This is a genomic window from Georgenia sp. 311 (assembly GCF_006151955.1).
In the GTDB taxonomy this organism is placed as follows: domain Bacteria; phylum Actinomycetota; class Actinomycetes; order Actinomycetales; family Actinomycetaceae; genus Oceanitalea; species Oceanitalea wutianyii.
Map to the genome: position 1 here is coordinate 77,861 of NZ_VDFS01000043.1, position 16,348 is coordinate 94,208.

The 16,348-nt window shown below is 73.4% G+C and carries 15 protein-coding genes; 9 read left to right on the forward strand and 6 right to left on the reverse strand.

The genetic code is table 11. The features are described 5' to 3' along the window. The 3 genes from FHE66_RS08975 to pgm all read right to left on the reverse strand — a co-directional run. A partial coding sequence (locus FHE66_RS08975; protein ID WP_139072657.1) for an App1 family protein occupies positions 1–1,029 on the reverse strand: 1,029 nt, incomplete at its 3' end. Positions 1,030–1,092: 63 nt separating this feature from the next. Beyond that, a complete protein-coding gene (locus tag FHE66_RS08980) occupies positions 1,093–1,332 on the reverse strand; it encodes a DUF6458 family protein (protein WP_139072620.1) in 240 nt (79 codons plus the stop codon). 90 nt (positions 1,333–1,422) lie between these two features. Continuing rightward, positions 1,423–3,102 carry a phosphoglucomutase (alpha-D-glucose-1,6-bisphosphate-dependent) gene (gene pgm / locus FHE66_RS08985; RefSeq protein WP_139072621.1) on the reverse strand — a complete coding sequence of 560 codons (1,680 nt, stop codon included), beginning with the start codon at positions 3,100–3,102 and terminating at the stop codon, positions 1,423–1,425. 86 nt (positions 3,103–3,188) lie between these two features. Between pgm and FHE66_RS08990 the strand changes: the two genes are divergently transcribed. Genes FHE66_RS08990 through FHE66_RS09000 form a run of 3 tightly spaced genes read left to right on the forward strand, consistent with a single transcriptional unit; the run spans position 3,189 to position 5,276 of the window. Then, entirely contained in the window at positions 3,189–3,539 is a 351-nt protein-coding gene (locus FHE66_RS08990; protein WP_139072622.1) for a rhodanese-like domain-containing protein, read from the forward strand. A gap of 21 nt (positions 3,540–3,560) precedes the next feature. Further along, entirely contained in the window at positions 3,561–4,430 is an 870-nt protein-coding gene (locus tag FHE66_RS08995) for a DUF5926 family protein (RefSeq protein ID WP_139072623.1), read from the forward strand. Positions 4,431–4,481: 51 nt separating this feature from the next. After that, on the forward strand, positions 4,482–5,276 hold the full coding sequence (locus tag FHE66_RS09000; RefSeq protein ID WP_255303661.1) for a glycosyltransferase: 795 nt from the start codon (positions 4,482–4,484) through the stop codon (positions 5,274–5,276). Here FHE66_RS09000 and FHE66_RS09005 read toward each other — a convergent pair. After that, positions 5,252–7,585, reverse strand: a complete 2,334-nt coding sequence (locus FHE66_RS09005; RefSeq protein ID WP_139072624.1) for a hypothetical protein — start codon at positions 7,583–7,585, stop codon at positions 5,252–5,254. The genes FHE66_RS09000 and FHE66_RS09005 overlap by 25 nt on opposite strands. Before the next feature lie 88 nt (positions 7,586–7,673). On the opposite strand from FHE66_RS09005, the gene pheA reads away from it, so the two are divergent. Further along, positions 7,674–8,624 (forward strand): prephenate dehydratase, encoded by a 951-nt coding sequence (pheA, locus tag FHE66_RS09010; protein ID WP_139072625.1) that lies wholly within the window; start codon positions 7,674–7,676, stop codon positions 8,622–8,624. Positions 8,625–8,631: 7 nt separating this feature from the next. On the opposite strand, the gene FHE66_RS09015 is transcribed toward pheA, so the two are convergent. Beyond that, the gene (locus FHE66_RS09015; RefSeq protein ID WP_139072626.1) at positions 8,632–9,837 is read right to left on the reverse strand and encodes a diacylglycerol kinase family protein; all 1,206 of its coding nucleotides are present in this window, start codon (positions 9,835–9,837) and stop codon (positions 8,632–8,634) included. A 119-nt stretch (positions 9,838–9,956) separates the two neighbouring features. Further along, positions 9,957–10,538, reverse strand: a complete 582-nt coding sequence (locus tag FHE66_RS09020; RefSeq protein ID WP_139072627.1) for a 1-acyl-sn-glycerol-3-phosphate acyltransferase — start codon at positions 10,536–10,538, stop codon at positions 9,957–9,959. Between the two features lie 74 nt (positions 10,539–10,612). On the opposite strand from FHE66_RS09020, the gene serS reads away from it, so the two are divergent. From serS to FHE66_RS09045, 5 genes are all read left to right on the forward strand, one after another. Continuing rightward, a complete protein-coding gene (gene serS / locus FHE66_RS09025; protein WP_139072628.1) occupies positions 10,613–11,878 on the forward strand; it encodes a serine--tRNA ligase in 1,266 nt (421 codons plus the stop codon). Beyond that, a complete protein-coding gene (locus tag FHE66_RS09030; protein ID WP_139072629.1) occupies positions 11,875–12,729 on the forward strand; it encodes an HAD family hydrolase in 855 nt (284 codons plus the stop codon). The genes serS and FHE66_RS09030 overlap by 4 nt, the downstream gene beginning before the upstream one ends. A 160-nt stretch (positions 12,730–12,889) precedes the next feature. Further along, positions 12,890–14,275 carry an ABC transporter substrate-binding protein gene (locus tag FHE66_RS09035; protein ID WP_139072630.1) on the forward strand — a complete coding sequence of 462 codons (1,386 nt, stop codon included), beginning with the start codon at positions 12,890–12,892 and terminating at the stop codon, positions 14,273–14,275. 65 nt (positions 14,276–14,340) lie between these two features. Then, the gene (locus tag FHE66_RS09040) at positions 14,341–15,327 is read left to right on the forward strand and encodes a carbohydrate ABC transporter permease (protein ID WP_139072631.1); all 987 of its coding nucleotides are present in this window, start codon (positions 14,341–14,343) and stop codon (positions 15,325–15,327) included. After that, positions 15,324–16,277 (forward strand): carbohydrate ABC transporter permease, encoded by a 954-nt coding sequence (locus tag FHE66_RS09045; RefSeq protein ID WP_139072632.1) that lies wholly within the window; start codon positions 15,324–15,326, stop codon positions 16,275–16,277. Before FHE66_RS09040 ends, FHE66_RS09045 begins: the two co-directional genes overlap by 4 nt. Positions 16,278–16,348: the final 71 nt, after the last annotated feature.

Below are 16,348 nucleotides of genomic sequence, written 5' to 3' on the forward strand. Positions count from 1 at the left end.
GCCGTCGGGGGCGCGGACGACGGGGACCTGCTCGTCCTGGACGATCCGGCCGCCGTCGGTGCTCGCCCGCCCGCCGTCCATCGCCTGCGGCGTGCCGTGGGACAGGACGTGCTCGCCGGCGCTCAGCTCACGGATGGCGATGGCGCGCACCCGGTCGGGGTGCTCGCGGGCGAGCTCGGAGTAGATGTCGGGGTCGTGCTGGCCGTCGTCACCGACGAGCAGCCACGTGATCTCGGGGAAGTCGATGAGCAGCCGACGCAGGCTCATGCGCTTGTGCTCCTGCCCGCTGCGGAACCAGCCGGAGTTCGTCGGCCCCCAGTCGGTCATGAGCATCGGCCCGGAGGGCAGCCCGGTGCGCCGGAAGAACCGCTCGAGGGCGGGCACGACGTTCCACGCGCCGGTCGACAGGTAGAGCACCGGGGTGCCCGGCCGCGTCTCCTGGACGTGCCCGAACAGCTCGGCCATCCCGGGGACGGCCTGACGGCTGCTCGTGTGCCGCAGGAAGGTGTTCCACGCGGCGACGAGCGGGCGGGGCACGCGGGTGACCATGACGGTGTCGTCGATGTCGCTCACCACCGCGAAGCGCGTCTCGGGCCCGATGACGAGGACGCGCGCGGTGGCCGGTGCGGCGCCCTGCGCGCGGACGGCGACGTCGTGCCAGCCCGGCGTCAGGCCGTGGTCCGGGACGAGGAGGTCGAGGTAGCCGTCGCGGTCGGCCCGCGTGGGGTAGGTGCGGCCGGCGATCTCCACCTCGATCGGCAGGTGGGCGACGGGTGTGGTGACGAAGGAGCGCCAGCCGCGCTCGGCCTCCTGGGCCTCGTCGAGCTCGTGCTCGGTGGCGCCGGCGTCGGCCGCGGTGCGGCCGGTGTCCTCGGTGAGGAGGGCGCGGGCGAGGACCCGCAGCTTCTCGGGGCTACCGTAGCCGGTGTAGGTGATCGTCGTGGGGCGCCAGCCGCGCTTGCGCAGGAAGGGGACGAGCCGTCGGTTGAGGCCGTCCTCGAGCGTGGCGCCGAGAGGGGGTCGGGACATGCCCTCGACCGTAGAGCAGCACCGCGGCCCTGGCTCCTCGAGAGCGCAGGGCCGCGGGTGGGATCAGCGCGCCGGGGGCGGCGGGTTGCCGATGTCGCGGTGCTCGACGTACTCCGTGTGGCTCGTGTCCCGATGCTGGCGCTGGCGCTGCATCGCGAACGCGAGGACCAGCGCCAGAACGCCGGCGCCCATGAGGATGAAGCCGATCGTGTTGATGTTGAGGATCTCCCACATGTCGGGGCTCAGCCCGAATGCGAGGACGGCTCCGACCGCGATGAGGAAGATGCCTCCACCGATTCCCATTGTCACGTCCCTTTCCGTAGACGACGGGCCGAGTGTGGCGGTACTCCGCGCCGCCCGCACGCCGAGAGCGGCGCCCGGGCGGCGGCGGGGTCAGCGCAGCGCGGCGTCGACGACGGCCTTGGCCTCGGTCTGGACCTGGGCGAGGTGCTCCTCGCCCTTGAACGACTCGGCGTAGATCTTGTAGACGTCCTCGGTACCGGAGGGGCGGGCCGCGAACCACGCGTTCTCGGTCGTCACCTTGAGCCCGCCGATCGGCTCGTCGTTGCCGGGCGCGCGGACCAGCCGGGCGGTGATCTCCTCCCCGGCGAGCGTCGTCGCCGTCACGGCGTCGGGGCTGAGCGCAGCCAGCCTGGCCTTCTGCTCGCGGGTGGCGGGGGCGTCGATGCGCGCGTAGGCGGAGGCCCCGTACCGCTCGACCTGCTCGAGGTGGAGCTGGCTCGGGCTGCGCCCGGTGACCGCGAGGACCTCCGAGGCGAGCAGGCTGAGGAGGATGCCGTCCTTGTCGGTCGTCCACACCGAGCCGTTGCGGCGCAGGAACGAGGCGCCGGCGGACTCCTCGCCACCGAAGCCCACGGAGGAGTCGAGCAGGCCGGGGACGAAGTACTTGAAGCCCACCGGGACCTCGAGCAGCTGCCGCCCGAGGCCGGCCGTCACCCGGTCGATGAGGGCGGAGGACACGAGGGTCTTGCCGACGGCCGCCTGGGCGGGCCAGTCGGGCCGGTGGGTGAGGAGGTACTCGATCGCGACGGCGAGGAAGTGGTTGGGGTTGAGCAGGCCGTGGTCCGGCGTGACGATGCCGTGCCGGTCGGAGTCGGCGTCGTTGCCGGTGGCGATGTCGTAGGGCGCCGGGCCGCCGTCGGCCGGCTGCATGATCGCCAGGAGGGAGGCCATCGCCGAGGGCGAGGAGCAGTCCATCCGGATCTTGCCGTCCCAGTCGAGGGTCATGAAGGACCACGTGGGGTCGACGGTCGGGTTGACGACGGCGAGGTCCAGCCCGTAGCGCTCGCCGATCGCGCCCCAGTACTCCACCGCGGCGCCGCCGAGGGGGTCGGCCCCGATCCGCACGCCCGCCCGCGCGATCGCCTCGAGGTCGATGACGCCGGCGAGGTCGTCGACGTAGGCGGCGAGGAAGTCGTGCCGGCGGGTGGTCTCGGCCCGCAGCGCCCGCTCGAGCGGCATCCGGGGGACGGCCGCGACGCCGGAGCGCAGGATCTCGTTGGCCCGCGCGGCGATCCAGGACGTCGCGTCCGAGCCGGCCGGGCCGCCGTGCGGCGGGTTGTACTTGAAGCCGCCGTCACCGGGCGGGTTGTGGGACGGCGTGACGACGATGCCGTCGGCGCGCCCCGGGCCCTGGACGCGCACGCCCGCAGCGGTCCCGGCGCCGTTGGCGAGGAGGATCGCGTGCGAGACGGCGGGCGTGGGGGTCCACGAGTCGCGCGCGTCGATGCGCAGCTCGACGCCGGCGGCGGCGAGCACCTCGACGGCCGTCTGCCAGGCCGGCCCGGACAGGGCGTGGGTGTCGCGGCCGATGAACAGCGGGCCGTCGGTGCCCTGCGAGCGGCGGTACTCGACGATCGCCGCCGTCGTCGCGATGATGTGCGCCTCGTTGAACGCGGAGTCGACGCTCGAGCCGCGGTGTCCCGAGGTGCCGAAGGCCACGTGCTGGGCTGGGTCGTCCATGTCGGGAGTGCGGTCGTAGTAGGCCGCGAGGATCACGTCGACGTCGATGAGGTCCTCGGGCAGGGCAGGGGTACCGGCTCGCTCGTGCATGCCCCGATCCTGCCATCCGTCCCGCCGCCCTGCCGTCCTCTTCGCCGTGGCGCCGTCCGCGGTGGGGGAGGGCTACGGTGGGCGCCATGGAGGACCTCGACCAGCCCGCCGACCTCACCGTCCGCGACCTCGACCCGTCCGCCCCCGTCCCGCCCGGCCACGCCGTCCTCGACGTGCGCGAGCAGGACGAGTGGGACGCCGGCCACGCCCCCGGCGCCCTCCACGTCCCCCTCGGCGAGCTGCCCGCCCGCCTCGAGGAGCTGCCCGAGGAGGACCTCCTCGTCGTGTGCCGCTCCGGGGGCCGCTCGGCGCGGGCGACCGCGTGGCTCAACCACCACGGCTTCACCGCGCGGAACCTCGTGGGAGGCATGCGCGAGTGGCACGCCGCGGGCCTGCCGATGGTGAGGGACGACGGCAGCGAGCCGTACCTGCTCTAGGCACCGATAGGGTTGTCGACCATGGGTAAGAAGAGTCGTAAGCGCCAGTCCCCGCAGCCGTCGCGCCCCAAGCGCGTCGAGGTGCCCTTCGTCGAGCGTCCCTTCGAGGGCCTGCCCGGGGAGACCGACTGGGTCGCCATGCGCGAGGTCGTCCCGGCAGCCACCGCGACGGTGCGCACGACCGAGGAGTACGGGGCCCGTGAGGTCGTCGTCGCGACGATGCTCCCGGACCTGTGGCCCGCGCTGCACCGGGAGGACGGCACCGTCCTCGTCGGCCTGCAGACCGCCGCGAAGTCCGGCGACGCGAGCCGCGACGTCGCCGCGGCGCTGCTCCTCGCCCTCGACGCCGAGCCCGGCACCCCGGTGACCAACCTCGGGATCCTCGAGCCCGGCCCGCGCCTCCAGGACGTCCTCGACCTCTCGCTGCCGTTCGAGCCCGTCCTCCACGACGACTTCGGCTTCTGGCTCCCCGAGGACCAGGCCGAGGACGCCGACGTCACCGCCGCCATCGAGCAGTCCAGCGAGGGCATCGTCCCGACCGTCAAGGTCGAGGGCGTCGAGTCGGCCTACTGGTGCCGGATGGGCCGGGAGTTCCTCCGCTGGGCGCGTCCCGAGCCGCAGGAGGCCGTGCTCGACGCCGTCGCCCGTCTCCACGCGCGCCGCGAGTCCGAGCTCGAGGAGGGCGCCCGGTTCGTCGGCGCGTTCCGCACGAGCGGGATCCTCGTGCCGGTGTGGGAGCTCGCCCCGGGCACCGAGGCCGACGAGCTCGCCGGCCCGTGCGCCGAGTTCGACAAGCGGCTGACCGCCGCGCTCGCCGAGGAGGGCCCGCTGGACGCGGACGCCCGCCGCGCCCGCGCCGGCATCGTCTCCCGCCAGGTGACGTTGCGCTGAGCCCTGCCCGTGGACCTGCGCACACACCGCGACCCTGACTACGCTCGGAGCGTGAACCGGCGGCCGAGCTCCCAGCGGGTGGCCGTCGTCATCCCTGCGAAGGACGAGGCAGGCCGCATCGCGGCCACGGTGAGGGCAGCCCGGGCGATCCCGCACGTCGACCTCGTCGTCGTCGTCGACGACGGCTCCACCGACGAGACCCAGCACGTCGCCCGGGCGGCCGGTGCGGTCGTCGTGCGGCACTCGGTCAACCGGGGCAAGGCCTCGGCGATGGAGACCGGTGCGTCGGTCGTCGCCATGCGCGACGTGTCCGACGGACCGGCGCGGCTGCTGCTGTTCATCGACGGCGACCTCGGGGAGACCGCCGTCGGAGTCACCCCGCTCGTCGACACCGTCCTGTCCGGCGTCGCCGACTGCGCGATCGCGGCCCTCCCGCCGCAGCCCGGCGCGGGAGGCCGCGGGATCGTCGTCGGCAAGGCGCGGCGGGCGATCGCCCGCGCCACCGGGTGGGTCCCCACGCAGCCGCTCTCCGGCCAGCGGTGCCTCACCCGCGAGGCCTTCGAGGCGGCGGTGCCGCTGGCGCCGGGCTGGGGCGTGGAGACGGGCATGACGATCGACCTGCTCGTCAAGGGCTTCACGCTCGTCGAGGTGCCGTGCGACCTGCGCCACCGGGCGAGCAAGAACGACTGGGCGGGCCAGCTCCACCGCGCCGCGCAGTACCGCGACGTCGCCCTCGCCGCCGCGGTGCGGTGGGCCAAGGGTGTGCGGGTGGACCTGCGCGAGCTCGGTGACCAGCCGGTCCGCCAGGAGCCCGGCCGCCCCTACCGCGCGGTGCGCTCCACCTGACCCGCCGGGAGCTCCTCGCCCCGCAGCCGCAGCAGCCAGCCGGCCACCACGCCGATGAGCAGCGGGACGGCCAGGGAGATCCCGATCGCCGGGATGACGATGCCGGAGTCGTTGACCGCGAAGCCGATCCCGAGCGCGACGGCGACGGCCACGAGCGCCGGGCGGAGCATGCACGCGTCGGCGTCGAGGCGGCGCAGCGAGGAGCCCTCGGCGAGCCAGCCGTAGGCGGCGTGGTCCCCCGAGCGGGCGGCGCGCCGCAGGGGCTGGGTGAGGACGAGGACGACGAGCGCGATGCCACCGACCGCGAGGAAGGTGAGCGTCGAGCCGAAGAGGTTGGACAGGTTCTGCCCGAGCTTGCGCAGGACGACGTCGAGCAGCCCGCCGTCGAGCACGGTCTCGACGAACCGGCCGAGGTGGCTGCGCTCGTCCGCCGGCCGCAGCCAGTCGAGCACCGAGAAGGACAGGGCGATGACGGCGGCGGCGCCGAGGACGAGGACCACCCGGCGCCACGTGAGACGGACCCCCAGGGCGAGCAGCGCGAGGATGATGAACGCCGGGAGCAGCGCGGGAGGTCCGCCGAAGTCGGCGCCGATGCCGGGCGCGCCGTTGAGGACCGTGGCCACCACGCCGACGACGCCGACGACGGCGGCCGCGGCGACGCGCCGGCCGCGCCGGACGAGCGGCTCGGCGAGACAGCTCGCGGCGAGGAGGGTGCTCGTCGCCCACAGCGCGAACGAGGAGTTGTTGATCCCGTAGAAGCGCCCGCCGACCTGCGGCTGGACCCCCATGAGCGCCGCGAGCTGGAGCCGTGCGCCGGTGAGGACGTCGACAGCGAGGACGAACGCGGTGAGCCCGGCGACGACGGCGACCGGCGCGAGCAGCTGCCGACGCCACGGCCGGGCCAGCGCGAGGCCCGCGACGAGCGCCGCGATCGCCAGGGTGACCGTGTAGACGACGAGGCCCGGTGAGCTCGAGCGCCACCACGGCACGAGGTTGGCGAGGTAGCTGCCGAGCGGCACGGCCGCGACGGTGACCGCGACGGCGCGCAGGACGCGCAGCGCGGAGTCGGGGTGCAGGGCGCGCACGGCGCGGGCCAGCCCGGCCCGCGAGCGGTGGCCGTCGAGCCAGCGGCCGACGCGGTCGATGACCCGCCGGTTGAGGCCGACGGTGACGATCGCGTAGAGCGCGAGGTTGAGCAGGACGAGGCCGGAGAAGAAGGGGGCGGTGAGCGGGCGGACCGCCATCGCGTGCCGGTTCTCGTCGACGAGGGTCGCGATGCGGTCGGCGCCGTCGGTGCCGGACGGTTCGGTGCGCATCGGGGCGCCGGCGAGGCCGGAGGGGGCGGTGAGCGAGAGACGGGCGAGGAGCGTGGGCAGGAGGTCGGTCGACTGGACCATGCCCGGCTGGCGGGTGGAGCGGGTCTCGAGCAGCCCCGCAGGGCTGTCGGGGGAGCGCAGCGTCATGAGCTGCATCGAGGGCGTGCGCCCGGAGTCGGCGAGCGAGGCGACGAGCACCGTGGCGTCCGCGGGCAGGGCGGCGAGGGCGGCGGCGGCCCGCTGCTCGACGGCGGCGACCTGGGCCGTGCGGTCCGGCTCGGCGAGCGGCCACGCCGGGGCCGTCTGCTCCACCTCGGGGTCGAAGCGCGGGTCGTCGGCCGGGACGAGGGAGTGGCTGCGGTCCCGCACGGCGCCGAGGTCGACGACGACGAGCTCGGCCTCCGCGGCCGCCCGGGCGACCGTCTCGGTGAGCCGCGCGGGTTCCCCCGGACGTGGGGCGTACTGCCCGACGACCCGTCCGTCGGCGTCGGCCAGCGCGATCGCGGCGCCGGGCCCGATCGCCGCGGCGCTGACGCCCTGCTCGGCGAGGAGGTCGCCGAACAGGCCGGGCCGCGCGTCGTAGGAGGCCTCGGACGCCGCGGTGAGGTAGTCCGACCATCCGGGGACGACGCCGTCGGTGGGGTCCTCGAGCATCCGGCAGGCGGGGGCGGGCACGTCCGCGGCGCGGCGGCCGGCCGAGACCACCAGCCAGCCGTCCGCGGGGCAGGTGAAGGAGCGCACCGAGCGCACGACCATGTTGGCCACGCCCGCCTCGTCCGCCAGGCCCCAGAGGGTCGGGGTGGCGACGGCGGAGAGGTCGCCCCAGCGCAGCCCCCCTGTCCCGAGGACCACGACCGGTCCCTCCGGCGCTGCGGCCTCGTCCTCCTGGGTCGCGCCGAACGCCGCCCCGGCGAGCGGGAGGACGAGCGCGGCGACGAGGACGAGGGCGAGCAGCGCGAAGCCCACCCGCTGGACATTCCGACGACGCCTCACCCCGGCAGCCTACGTGGCGGCCCGGGCCGACTCATCTGGCCTAGGCTCTGGCGCAGCGTCCCGGCGCGCCGAACCACGAGGAGACCCGATGCCCGACCAGCCTGTCGCCCGCTACACCTACCTCGGCCCCGAGGGCACCTTCACCGAGGCGGCGCTGCGTGCCTTCGTCGGGACCGAGCAGGTGGACAGCGAGCCGGCGGCCGACGTCGTCTCCGCGCTCGAGGCGGTGCGCGGCGGGCACGCGGACCTCGCCGTCGTGCCCATGGAGAACTCCGTCGAGGGCGGGGTCAACGTCACCATGGACACCCTCGCCGGGTCGCGCGAGCCGCTCGTCATCGTCGGGGAGGTCGTCGTCCCGGTGTCGTTCGTCCTCGCCGTCGTCCCCGGCACCCGGCGCGAGGACGTGCGCTGGATCTCCACCCACCCCCACGCGTGGGCGCAGTGCCGCGGCTGGGTCGCCCGCGAGCTGGCCGACGCCGCCCACATGCCGGCGACGTCGACGGCGGCCGCCGCGGCGCTCCTCGCCGAGCGGGGCCGCGAGGCCGGGTTCGACGCCGCGCTCTGCTCGGCGCTGTCGGCGCAGCGGTACGGGCTCGAGACGCTCGCCGAGGGCGTGGCGGACAACCCGCACGCCGTCACCCGCTTCGTCGTCGTCTCCCGCCCCGGCCCGCTGCCCGAGGCGACGGGCGCGGACAAGACCACCCTCATGGTCCACCTGCCCGACAACGAGGCAGGGGCGCTGCTCACCATGCTCGAGCAGTTCGCCGTTCGCGGCGTCAACCTCTCGCGCATCGAGTCGCGCCCGATCGGGGACTCCCTGGGCCGGTACTCCTTCTCCATGGACCTCGAGGGGCACGTCGCCGAGGAGCGGGTGGCCGCGGCCCTCATCGGCCTGCACCGGGTGTGCCCGCTCGTGCGCTTCCTCGGGTCCTACCCGCGCTGGGACCGCAGGGCCCCGCACATGGCGCCGGGGACCCACGACGCCGACTTCGTCGCCGCCCGCGAGTGGGTCGAGGACCTGCGCGCGGGCCGCGTCTGACGCTGTCTCAGGCGGTCCGCACGACGAGGCCGGCGGGCTGGACGCGGGCGTGGACGACGGTCGCCTCCCCGAGGAGGTCGCCGTCCACCTGGACGTGCTCGGGCTCCTCGGTGCGGATCGTCAGCGTCCGGGTGCGCCGGAACTCGATGGTGCCGGTGCTGTAGGGGAGCAGGTCGCGACGGACGCCCAGGCCCTGGAGGACGACCTTGCGCAGCAGGTCGGCCCACCCGATGATCCCGCCGCGGGTGTCGATCGCGGCGATGTCGAGCCAGCCGTCGTCGAGCTGGGCGTCGGGCAGGAGGACGACGCCGCCGGGCAGCCGCCCGCAGTTGGCGACGAGCACGGTCCGGGCCTGGAAGGTGTCGCTCTGCCCGGACTCGCCGAGCTCGAGGGTGGCGCGCATCTTGCGGCCGAGGAGGTGGCGCACCCCGCCGACGAAGTAGGCGACCCACCCGATGCGGGCCTTGAGGTCGTCCGGGGCCCCGCCGACCATCGCGGCGTCGAAGCCCATGCCGCCGATGACGAGGAAGACGTGCTCCTTGTCCAGGTCGGCGCCGGGCACCTCCCCGGCGGTGACGTCCGGGGCCTGGGTGCCGCCCGGGGGCGTGGCCGCGACCTCGGTGCGCCCGGGCTCACCGCGGTAGACGTCGTGCTCCGGGTCGCTCGCCGCACGCGGGCGCTCGATGCGCAGCCAGCCGAGGTCCATGGCCCGGTTCCGGCCGGTGAGGGCGATGGTCACCATGTCGCGGTGGCCGGTGAGCGGGAGGTCGAGGTTGCGGGCCAGGAGGTTGCCCGTGCCGAGCGGGAGGATGCCCATCGGGGTGGTCCTGCCCGCCAGGCCCTCGGCGACCGCCCGCACGGTGCCGTCCCCGCCGGCGGCGACGACGACGGAGGCGCCCTTCTCGAGCGCCTCGCGCACCTGGCCGACGCCCGGGTCCTCGACCGTCGTCTCGAGCCAGATCGGCTCGGGGAGCCCGGAGTCGGCGGCGACCTCGGCGACGAGCGCGCGGAGGCGCTCACCGTCCGCGCTCTTGGACGGGTTGAAGACGACGGCGGGAGGCCCGCTGGGGCGCTCGTCGGGTGTCGTCACCGGGTCCTCGTGGGAGAAGGGCGGCGTGCGGCGCCCCAGCGCGCGCAGGACGACGAGCCCGATGACGAGCCCCGCGACCGCGACGACGAGTGCGATGACCGCGACCCACTGCTCCCAACCCACGCCCGCACCGTACTGGCTGGCGGGCCGGCGCGCTCAGCAGGTGTCGACGGACGCTCCTCGCCGGTCGGTCGACGGGTGCCCCGGCGGGCTTGCCGGGCGGCCGGCCGGCCCGTGGCGGGTCAGGCCTGGGTGTCCTCGGCGTGGAGGCGCGGGATGCGCTCGCCGCCGGGCCGCACGCCGACCATGCCGGCGTAGAAGGCCCGGATGGCGTCCATGTCGGAGTGCACGTCGCCGGTCATCGTCAGCGTCGGGCCCAGGCCGGTGGTCATCGTGCGGCGGTCGACGAAGCCGAGAGTCACCGTCATCCCGGTCTCGCGGGCGATGCGGTAGAAGCCGGACTTCCAGTACGGCACCGGGCTGCGCGAGCCCTCGGGGGTGATGACGAGGTAGGTGGGGCCGTTCTGGCGCACCCGGTCGACGATGTGGTCGACGAGCCCGGCCGGGTTCTCCCGGTGGACCGGGATGCCGCCGAGCATGCGCATGACCGGCCCGAAGGGGCGCTTGAAGAGGCTGTCCTTGCCGAGCCACCGGACGTTGATGCCCCAGTGCCAGGCGAGCGCGAGCATGATGACGAAGTCCCAGTTCGACGTGTGCGGCGCTCCGATGAGGATGCCGCCGCCGCCCGGAGGGGGCGGCGTGGGGTCGGGGGACCAGCGGCTCACTCGCCAGTAGGCCTGGGCCAGGGCATGTCGAATCCTCACGACCCAGACCTTAGTGGTCGCCGCCGCCCGGTCCTGCCGGTGAGCGGTGGGCCGTGCCCGGATAGGCTCGTCCCGTGATCGATCTCAGAGCCATGCGTGAGGATCCCGACGTCGTCCGCGCCAGCCAGCGCGCCCGAGGCGAGGACCCTGCCCTCGTCGACCGTGCCCTGGCCGCCGACGAGCGGCGCCGCGCCACCCTCACCACGTTCGAGGAGCTGCGCTCGGAGCAGAAGGAGGTCAGCCGCTCGGTCGGCAAGGCCTCCCCGGAGGAGCGGCCCGCCGTCCTCGCCCGCGCGAAGGAGCTCGCCGAACGGGTCAAGGTCGCGGAGCGGGAGGCCGCCGTCGCCGCGGAGGAGGCCGAGTCCGCGGCCATGCGGCTGTCGAACGTCGTCGTCCCCGGGGTGCCCGAGGGGGGTGAGGACGACTACGTCGTCCTGCGCACCGAGGGGGAGCGTCGCGCGCTCGAGCAGGTGCGCGACCACCTCGAGCTCGCCGAGGGACTGGCGGCCATCGACGTCAAGCGCGGCGTCAAGGTCTCCGGGGCCCGTTTCTACTTCCTCACCGGTGTGGGGGCGCGGCTCGAGCTGGCGCTGCTCAACGCCGCGATGGACCAGGCCGTGGCGGCCGGGTTCACCCCGATGATCACCCCGACGCTGGTGAGCCCCGAGATCATGCGCGGCACCGGGTTCCTCGGCGCGCACGCCGACGAGATCTACCACCTGGAGACCGACGACCTCTACCTCACGGGCACCTCCGAGGTGGCGCTCGCGGGCTACCACGCCGAGGAGATCCTCGACCTGTCCGGCGGCCCGCTGCGCTACGCCGGCTGGTCCACCTGCTACCGGCGCGAGGCCGGCTCCTACGGCAAGGACACCCGCGGCATCATCCGCGTCCACCAGTTCAACAAGGTGGAGATGTTCAGCTACACCACGGTCGAGGACGCGCAGGACGAGCACGCCCGCCTCCTGGCCTGGGAGGAGGAGATGCTCGCCAAGGTCGAGCTGCCCTACCGGGTCATCGACGTCGCCGCGGGCGACCTCGGCTCCTCCGCCGCCCGGAAGTTCGACTGCGAGGCCTGGCTGCCCAGCCAGGAGCGCTACATGGAGGTCACCTCGACCTCGAACTGCACGACCTTCCAGGCCCGCCGTCTCGGCGTGCGCCACCGCGGCGCCGGCGGCACCCAGCCGGTCGCCACGCTCAACGGCACGCTCGCCACGACCCGCTGGCTCGTCGCGATCCTGGAGAACCACCAGCTGCCGGACGGCTCGGTGCGCGTCCCGGAGGGCCTGCGTCCCTACCTCGGCGGGCTCGAGGTGCTCACCCCGGTGGACGGCCGATGACGCTGACCGTCGACACCGTCCGCGCGCACCTGCCCGCCTCCGTCCCGGCCGCCGGGCCGGAGCTGCTCGTCGCCCTCGACATCGACGGCACGCTCGTCGACCACGAGCAGCGGATGACGACGGCGGTGCGCGAGGCGGTCGGCGCGGTGCGCGACGCCGGCGCGCACGTCGTGCTGTCCACCGGTCGGTCGGTCTCCGCCGTCCTGCCGATCCTCGAGGAGCTCGAGCTGGGGCACGGGTGGGCGGTGTGCTCCAACGGCGCGGTGTGCCTGCGCCTGGATCCCGCCCTCGAGGGTGGCTACGAGATCAGCGACGTCATCACCTTCGACCCCGAGCCCGCGCTGCGGCTGCTGCGCCGCGAGCTGCCCGACGCGCTCTACGCCGTCGAGGACCTTGGCCGCGGGTTCAAGGTGACCAGCCCGTTCCCGTTCGGTGAGCTGAGCGGCGAGGTGACCGTCGTCGACTTCGAGGACCTGCTCACCGCGCCCGCCAGCCGCGTGACGATCCGCGCCCCGCACCTGTCCGCGGAGGACTTCCACGCCCTCGTCGACCGGGTGGGGCTGCACGGCGTCTCCTACGCCGTCGGCTGGACCGCGTGGCTCGACCTCGCGCCCGACGGTGTGTCCAAGGCTTCCGCGCTGGAGATGCTCCGTGAGCGCACCGGCGTGGCCCCGGGGGCCACGGTGGCCGTGGGGGACGGCCGCAACGACGTCGAGATGCTCGGCTGGGCGGGCCTGGGCGTGGCCATGGGCGACGCCGACGACGTCACCCGCGCGGCCGCGGACCTCGTCACCGGGCCGGTCGACGCCGACGGCGTCGTCCCCGTGCTCGAGGCTCTGCTGCGCGGCTGAGCCGGGCCCTTTGGTCCCGCCCGGTGGGGGGCGGTGCGATGCGTGACCAGATCGTTACCCCCCACACGGGTGAAAACCTTGCTGAAATCCGGCTGCAGCGGTTTGTTGGAGACGTGCACACATCTGTGTGCCTGTTCGACGACGTCGTTGGAGGAGATCGATGAAGATGCTCAAGCACAGGCGGACAAGGGTTCTGCTGGCGGGAACCGCCGGGCTGGCCCTCGTCCTGGGCGCGTGTGGGGGCGCGGACGACCTCGGCGGCGGTGGCGGTGGGGGCAGCGACACCGAGACCGATGCGACCGGCAGTGGGGCCGACTGCTCCGCCTTCGAGGAGTACGGGACCTTCGACGGGGAGACCGTCACGGTCTTCAGCTCCATCCGCGAGGTGGAGGCTGACCAGCTCCAGGACACCTTCGAGGCGTTCACCGAGTGCACCGGCATCACCGTGGAGCACAACGGCTCCGGTGAGTTCGAGCAGCAGGTGGTCGTCCAGGCCGAGGGCGGCAACGCCCCCGACATCGCGATCTTCCCGCAGCCCGGCCTCCTGCAGCGCATGGTCGCCGACGGCCACCTCGTCCCGGCCCCCGACACCGTGGAGGCCAACGCCGACGAGGGCTGGAGCGAGGACTGGAAGGCCTACGGCACGGTCGACGGCGAGTTCTACGCCGCGCCGCTCATGTCGAGCGTGAAGTCCTTCGTCTGGTACTCGCCCAGTGCGTTCGAGGAGAACGGCTACGAGGTCCCCGAGACCTGGGACGAGCTCATGGCCCTGACCGAGCAGATCTCCGCCGACCACGGCTCGGAGACCGTCAAGCCCTGGTGCCAGGGCATCGAGTCCGGCGGCGCGACCGGCTGGCCGGCCACCGACTGGATCGAGGACCTCGTCCTGCGGTCCGCCGGCGCCGAGGCCTACGACCAGTGGGTCACGGGCGAGCTCGCGTTCAACTCCCCGGAGATCGTCGAGGCGGTCGACATGGCCGGCGCGATCCTCAAGAACGACGACTACACCAACGGCGGCATCGGCGACTCCCGCTCCATCGCCACGACGTCCTTCAACGACGGCGGCCTGCCGATCCTCGAGGGCAACTGCTTCATGCACCGCCAGGCCTCCTTCTACGAGGCCCAGTGGCCCGAGGGCACCGACGTCAGCCCCGACGGCGACGTCTTCGCCTTCTACCTGCCGGGCGTGACCGCCGAGGAGGCCCCGCTGCTCGTCGCCGGTGAGTTCGTCGGCGCGTTCAACGACGAGGAGGCCACCCAGGCCGTCCAGGCCTTCATGTCCTCCGGCGAGTGGGCCAACACCCGCGTCGAGATCGGCGGCGTGGTCTCCGCGAACCGCGCGGTCGACCCGGAGGCCGCGTCCTCCGACGTGCTGCGCCTGGCGATCGAGCTGCTGCAGGACGAGAACGCCGTCGCCCGCTTCGACGGCTCGGACCTCATGCCGTCCGAGGTCGGTGCCGGGTCCTTCTGGACCGGGATGGTCGAGTGGATCAACGGCGCGGACACCCAGGGCGTGCTCGACACCGTCGAGCAGTCCTGGCCGTGATCTGACGGTCCGACGGGGGTGCGGCGACCCGCCGCGCCCCCGTCGGCGTCATGAAGGAGCCGATGATGGATTTCTTCCTGTACTCGAAGGTCGGCCAGATGCTCCTGGCCGTCATCGCCCTGCTCGCCGTGGTCGCCGTCCTCCTCGGGGGCGCCCGGCTCGCCGACCGGTACGCCGGCCGCAGCCGGACGTTCCTGGTGGGTGCGGCGTTCGCCGGTCCGGCGTTCCTCCTGCTCGGGGTCGGCCTGGTCTACCCCGCGATCCGCACGACGGTCATGTCCTTCATGGACCGCCGCTCGGAGGAGTTCGTCGGCCTGGCCAACTACCAGTGGGTCTTCTCCGACCCCGCGTCCCTCCAGGGGTTCGTCAACACCTTCTGGTGGGTGATCCTCGTCCCGCTGGTCTCGACGGCGGTCGGTCTGGTCTACGCGATCCTCGTCGACGGCTCCCGCTTCGAGAAGGTCGCGAAGTCGCTGCTCTTCATGCCGATGGCGATCTCCTTCGTGGGCGCCGGCATCATCTGGAAGTTCGTCTACGAGTACCGCGGGGCCGCCCAGGAGCAGATCGGCCTGCTCAACGCGATCATCGTCGGGCTCGGCTTCGAGCCCGTGCGGTTCCTCCAGGACTCCCCGTTGAACACGTTCTTCCTCATCGTCGTCATGATCTGGATCCAGGCCGGTTTCGCGATGGTGCTGCTCTCCGCGGCGATCAAGGCGATCCCGGGTGACATCGTCGAGGCCGCCCGGCTCGATGGCGTCAACCCGTGGCAGATGTTCTCGCGGATCACGCTCCCGAGCGTGCGGCCCACGCTCGTCGTCGTCCTCACGACGATCATCATCGCGACGCTGAAGATCTTCGACATCCCGCGCACCATGACCGGCGCCCGGTTCGACACGCAGGTGCTCGCCAACTCCATGTACGACCAGTCCTTCACGTTCGGGAACAACGGCATCGGGTCGGCGCTGGCCGTGATGATCTTCGTCCTCGTCATCCCCGTCGTGGTCTTCAACATCCGACAGATGATCCGCAACCGGGAGGTGCGTGGAGCATGAGCGTGGCACCAGCCAACCCGGCCATCAGCGAGCCCGGTCCCGCCCGGTCGCTGCCCGACCCGATGAGCCCGGCCCGGCGCTCGGCGGTGAGCAGCGCGAAGAGCCGCCTCACCTCCCGCGTCGGCTCCGCCTTCGCGATCATCATCGCGATCCTGTGGACGGTGCCGACCGTCGGCCTGTTCGTCAGCTCGATCCGCCCGGAGGGGGAGATCCGCACCTCCGGCTGGTGGACCTTCTTCACCAGCCCGTCCTTCACCCTGGAGAACTACCAGGAGGTGCTGTTCGGGCGGGCCTCCTCCGGCGCGCTGTCGAACTTCTTCCTCAACTCCGTGGTCATCACGGTGCCGGGCACCGTCATCCCGCTCGTGTTCGCGACGATGGCGGCCTACGCGTTCTCCGTGCTCCGGTGGCGGGGGCGGGACACGGTCTTCATCATCGTGTTCGCGCTGCAGATCGTCCCGCTGCAGATGTCCCTCATCCCGCTGCTGCGGATCTTCTCCGGCTCCGCGGCCTCCGAGGCGTTCCCCTACCTCGCGGTCTGGGTGGCGCACGCGGCGTTCGCGATGCCGCTGGCGACGTTCCTCCTGCACAACTTCATGTCCGAGATCCCGCGTGAGCTCATCGAGGCCGCGCGGGTGGACGGCGCCGGGCACACGACCGTGTTCCTCAAGGTCATGCTCCCGCTGCTCGTCCCGGCGATCGCCGCGTTCGCGATCTTCCAGTTCCTGTGGGTGTGGAACGACCTGCTCGTCGGTCTGACCTTCACCGGCGGGAACAACGCGGTCCAGCCGCTCACCGCCCGCCTGGCGGAGATGGCCGGCTCGCGCGGGCAGGACTGGCACCTGCTCACCGCCGGTGCGTTCGTCTCGATCATCGTCCCGCTCATCGTGTTCCTCTCCCTGCAGAAGTACTTCGTGCGCGGCCTGCTGGCCGGCTCGGTCAAGGGCTGAGATCGGTGGCGCGCCGCCCCTCCCCGGGGCGGCGCGCCGCTGTGCGGGCGGCCCCTGGGCGGCCGGTAACC

What these genes read in the sequence shown, in the direction of transcription:
- FHE66_RS08980 (WP_139072620.1), bottom strand. Translation starts at nt 1,332, where the DNA reads ATGGGAATCGGTGGAGGCATCTTCCTCATCGCGGTCGGAGCCGTCCTC.
- pgm (WP_139072621.1), bottom strand. Translation starts at nt 3,102, where the DNA reads ATGCACGAGCGAGCCGGTACCCCTGCCCTGCCCGAGGACCTCATCGAC.
- FHE66_RS08990 (WP_139072622.1), top strand. Translation starts at nt 3,189, where the DNA reads ATGGAGGACCTCGACCAGCCCGCCGACCTCACCGTCCGCGACCTCGAC.
- FHE66_RS08995 (WP_139072623.1), top strand. Translation starts at nt 3,561, where the DNA reads ATGGGTAAGAAGAGTCGTAAGCGCCAGTCCCCGCAGCCGTCGCGCCCC.
- pheA (WP_139072625.1), top strand. Translation starts at nt 7,674, where the DNA reads ATGCCCGACCAGCCTGTCGCCCGCTACACCTACCTCGGCCCCGAGGGC.
- FHE66_RS09030 (WP_139072629.1), top strand. Translation starts at nt 11,875, where the DNA reads ATGACGCTGACCGTCGACACCGTCCGCGCGCACCTGCCCGCCTCCGTC.
- FHE66_RS09035 (WP_139072630.1), top strand. Translation starts at nt 12,890, where the DNA reads ATGAAGATGCTCAAGCACAGGCGGACAAGGGTTCTGCTGGCGGGAACC.
- FHE66_RS09040 (WP_139072631.1), top strand. Translation starts at nt 14,341, where the DNA reads ATGGATTTCTTCCTGTACTCGAAGGTCGGCCAGATGCTCCTGGCCGTC.
- FHE66_RS09045 (WP_139072632.1), top strand. Translation starts at nt 15,324, where the DNA reads ATGAGCGTGGCACCAGCCAACCCGGCCATCAGCGAGCCCGGTCCCGCC.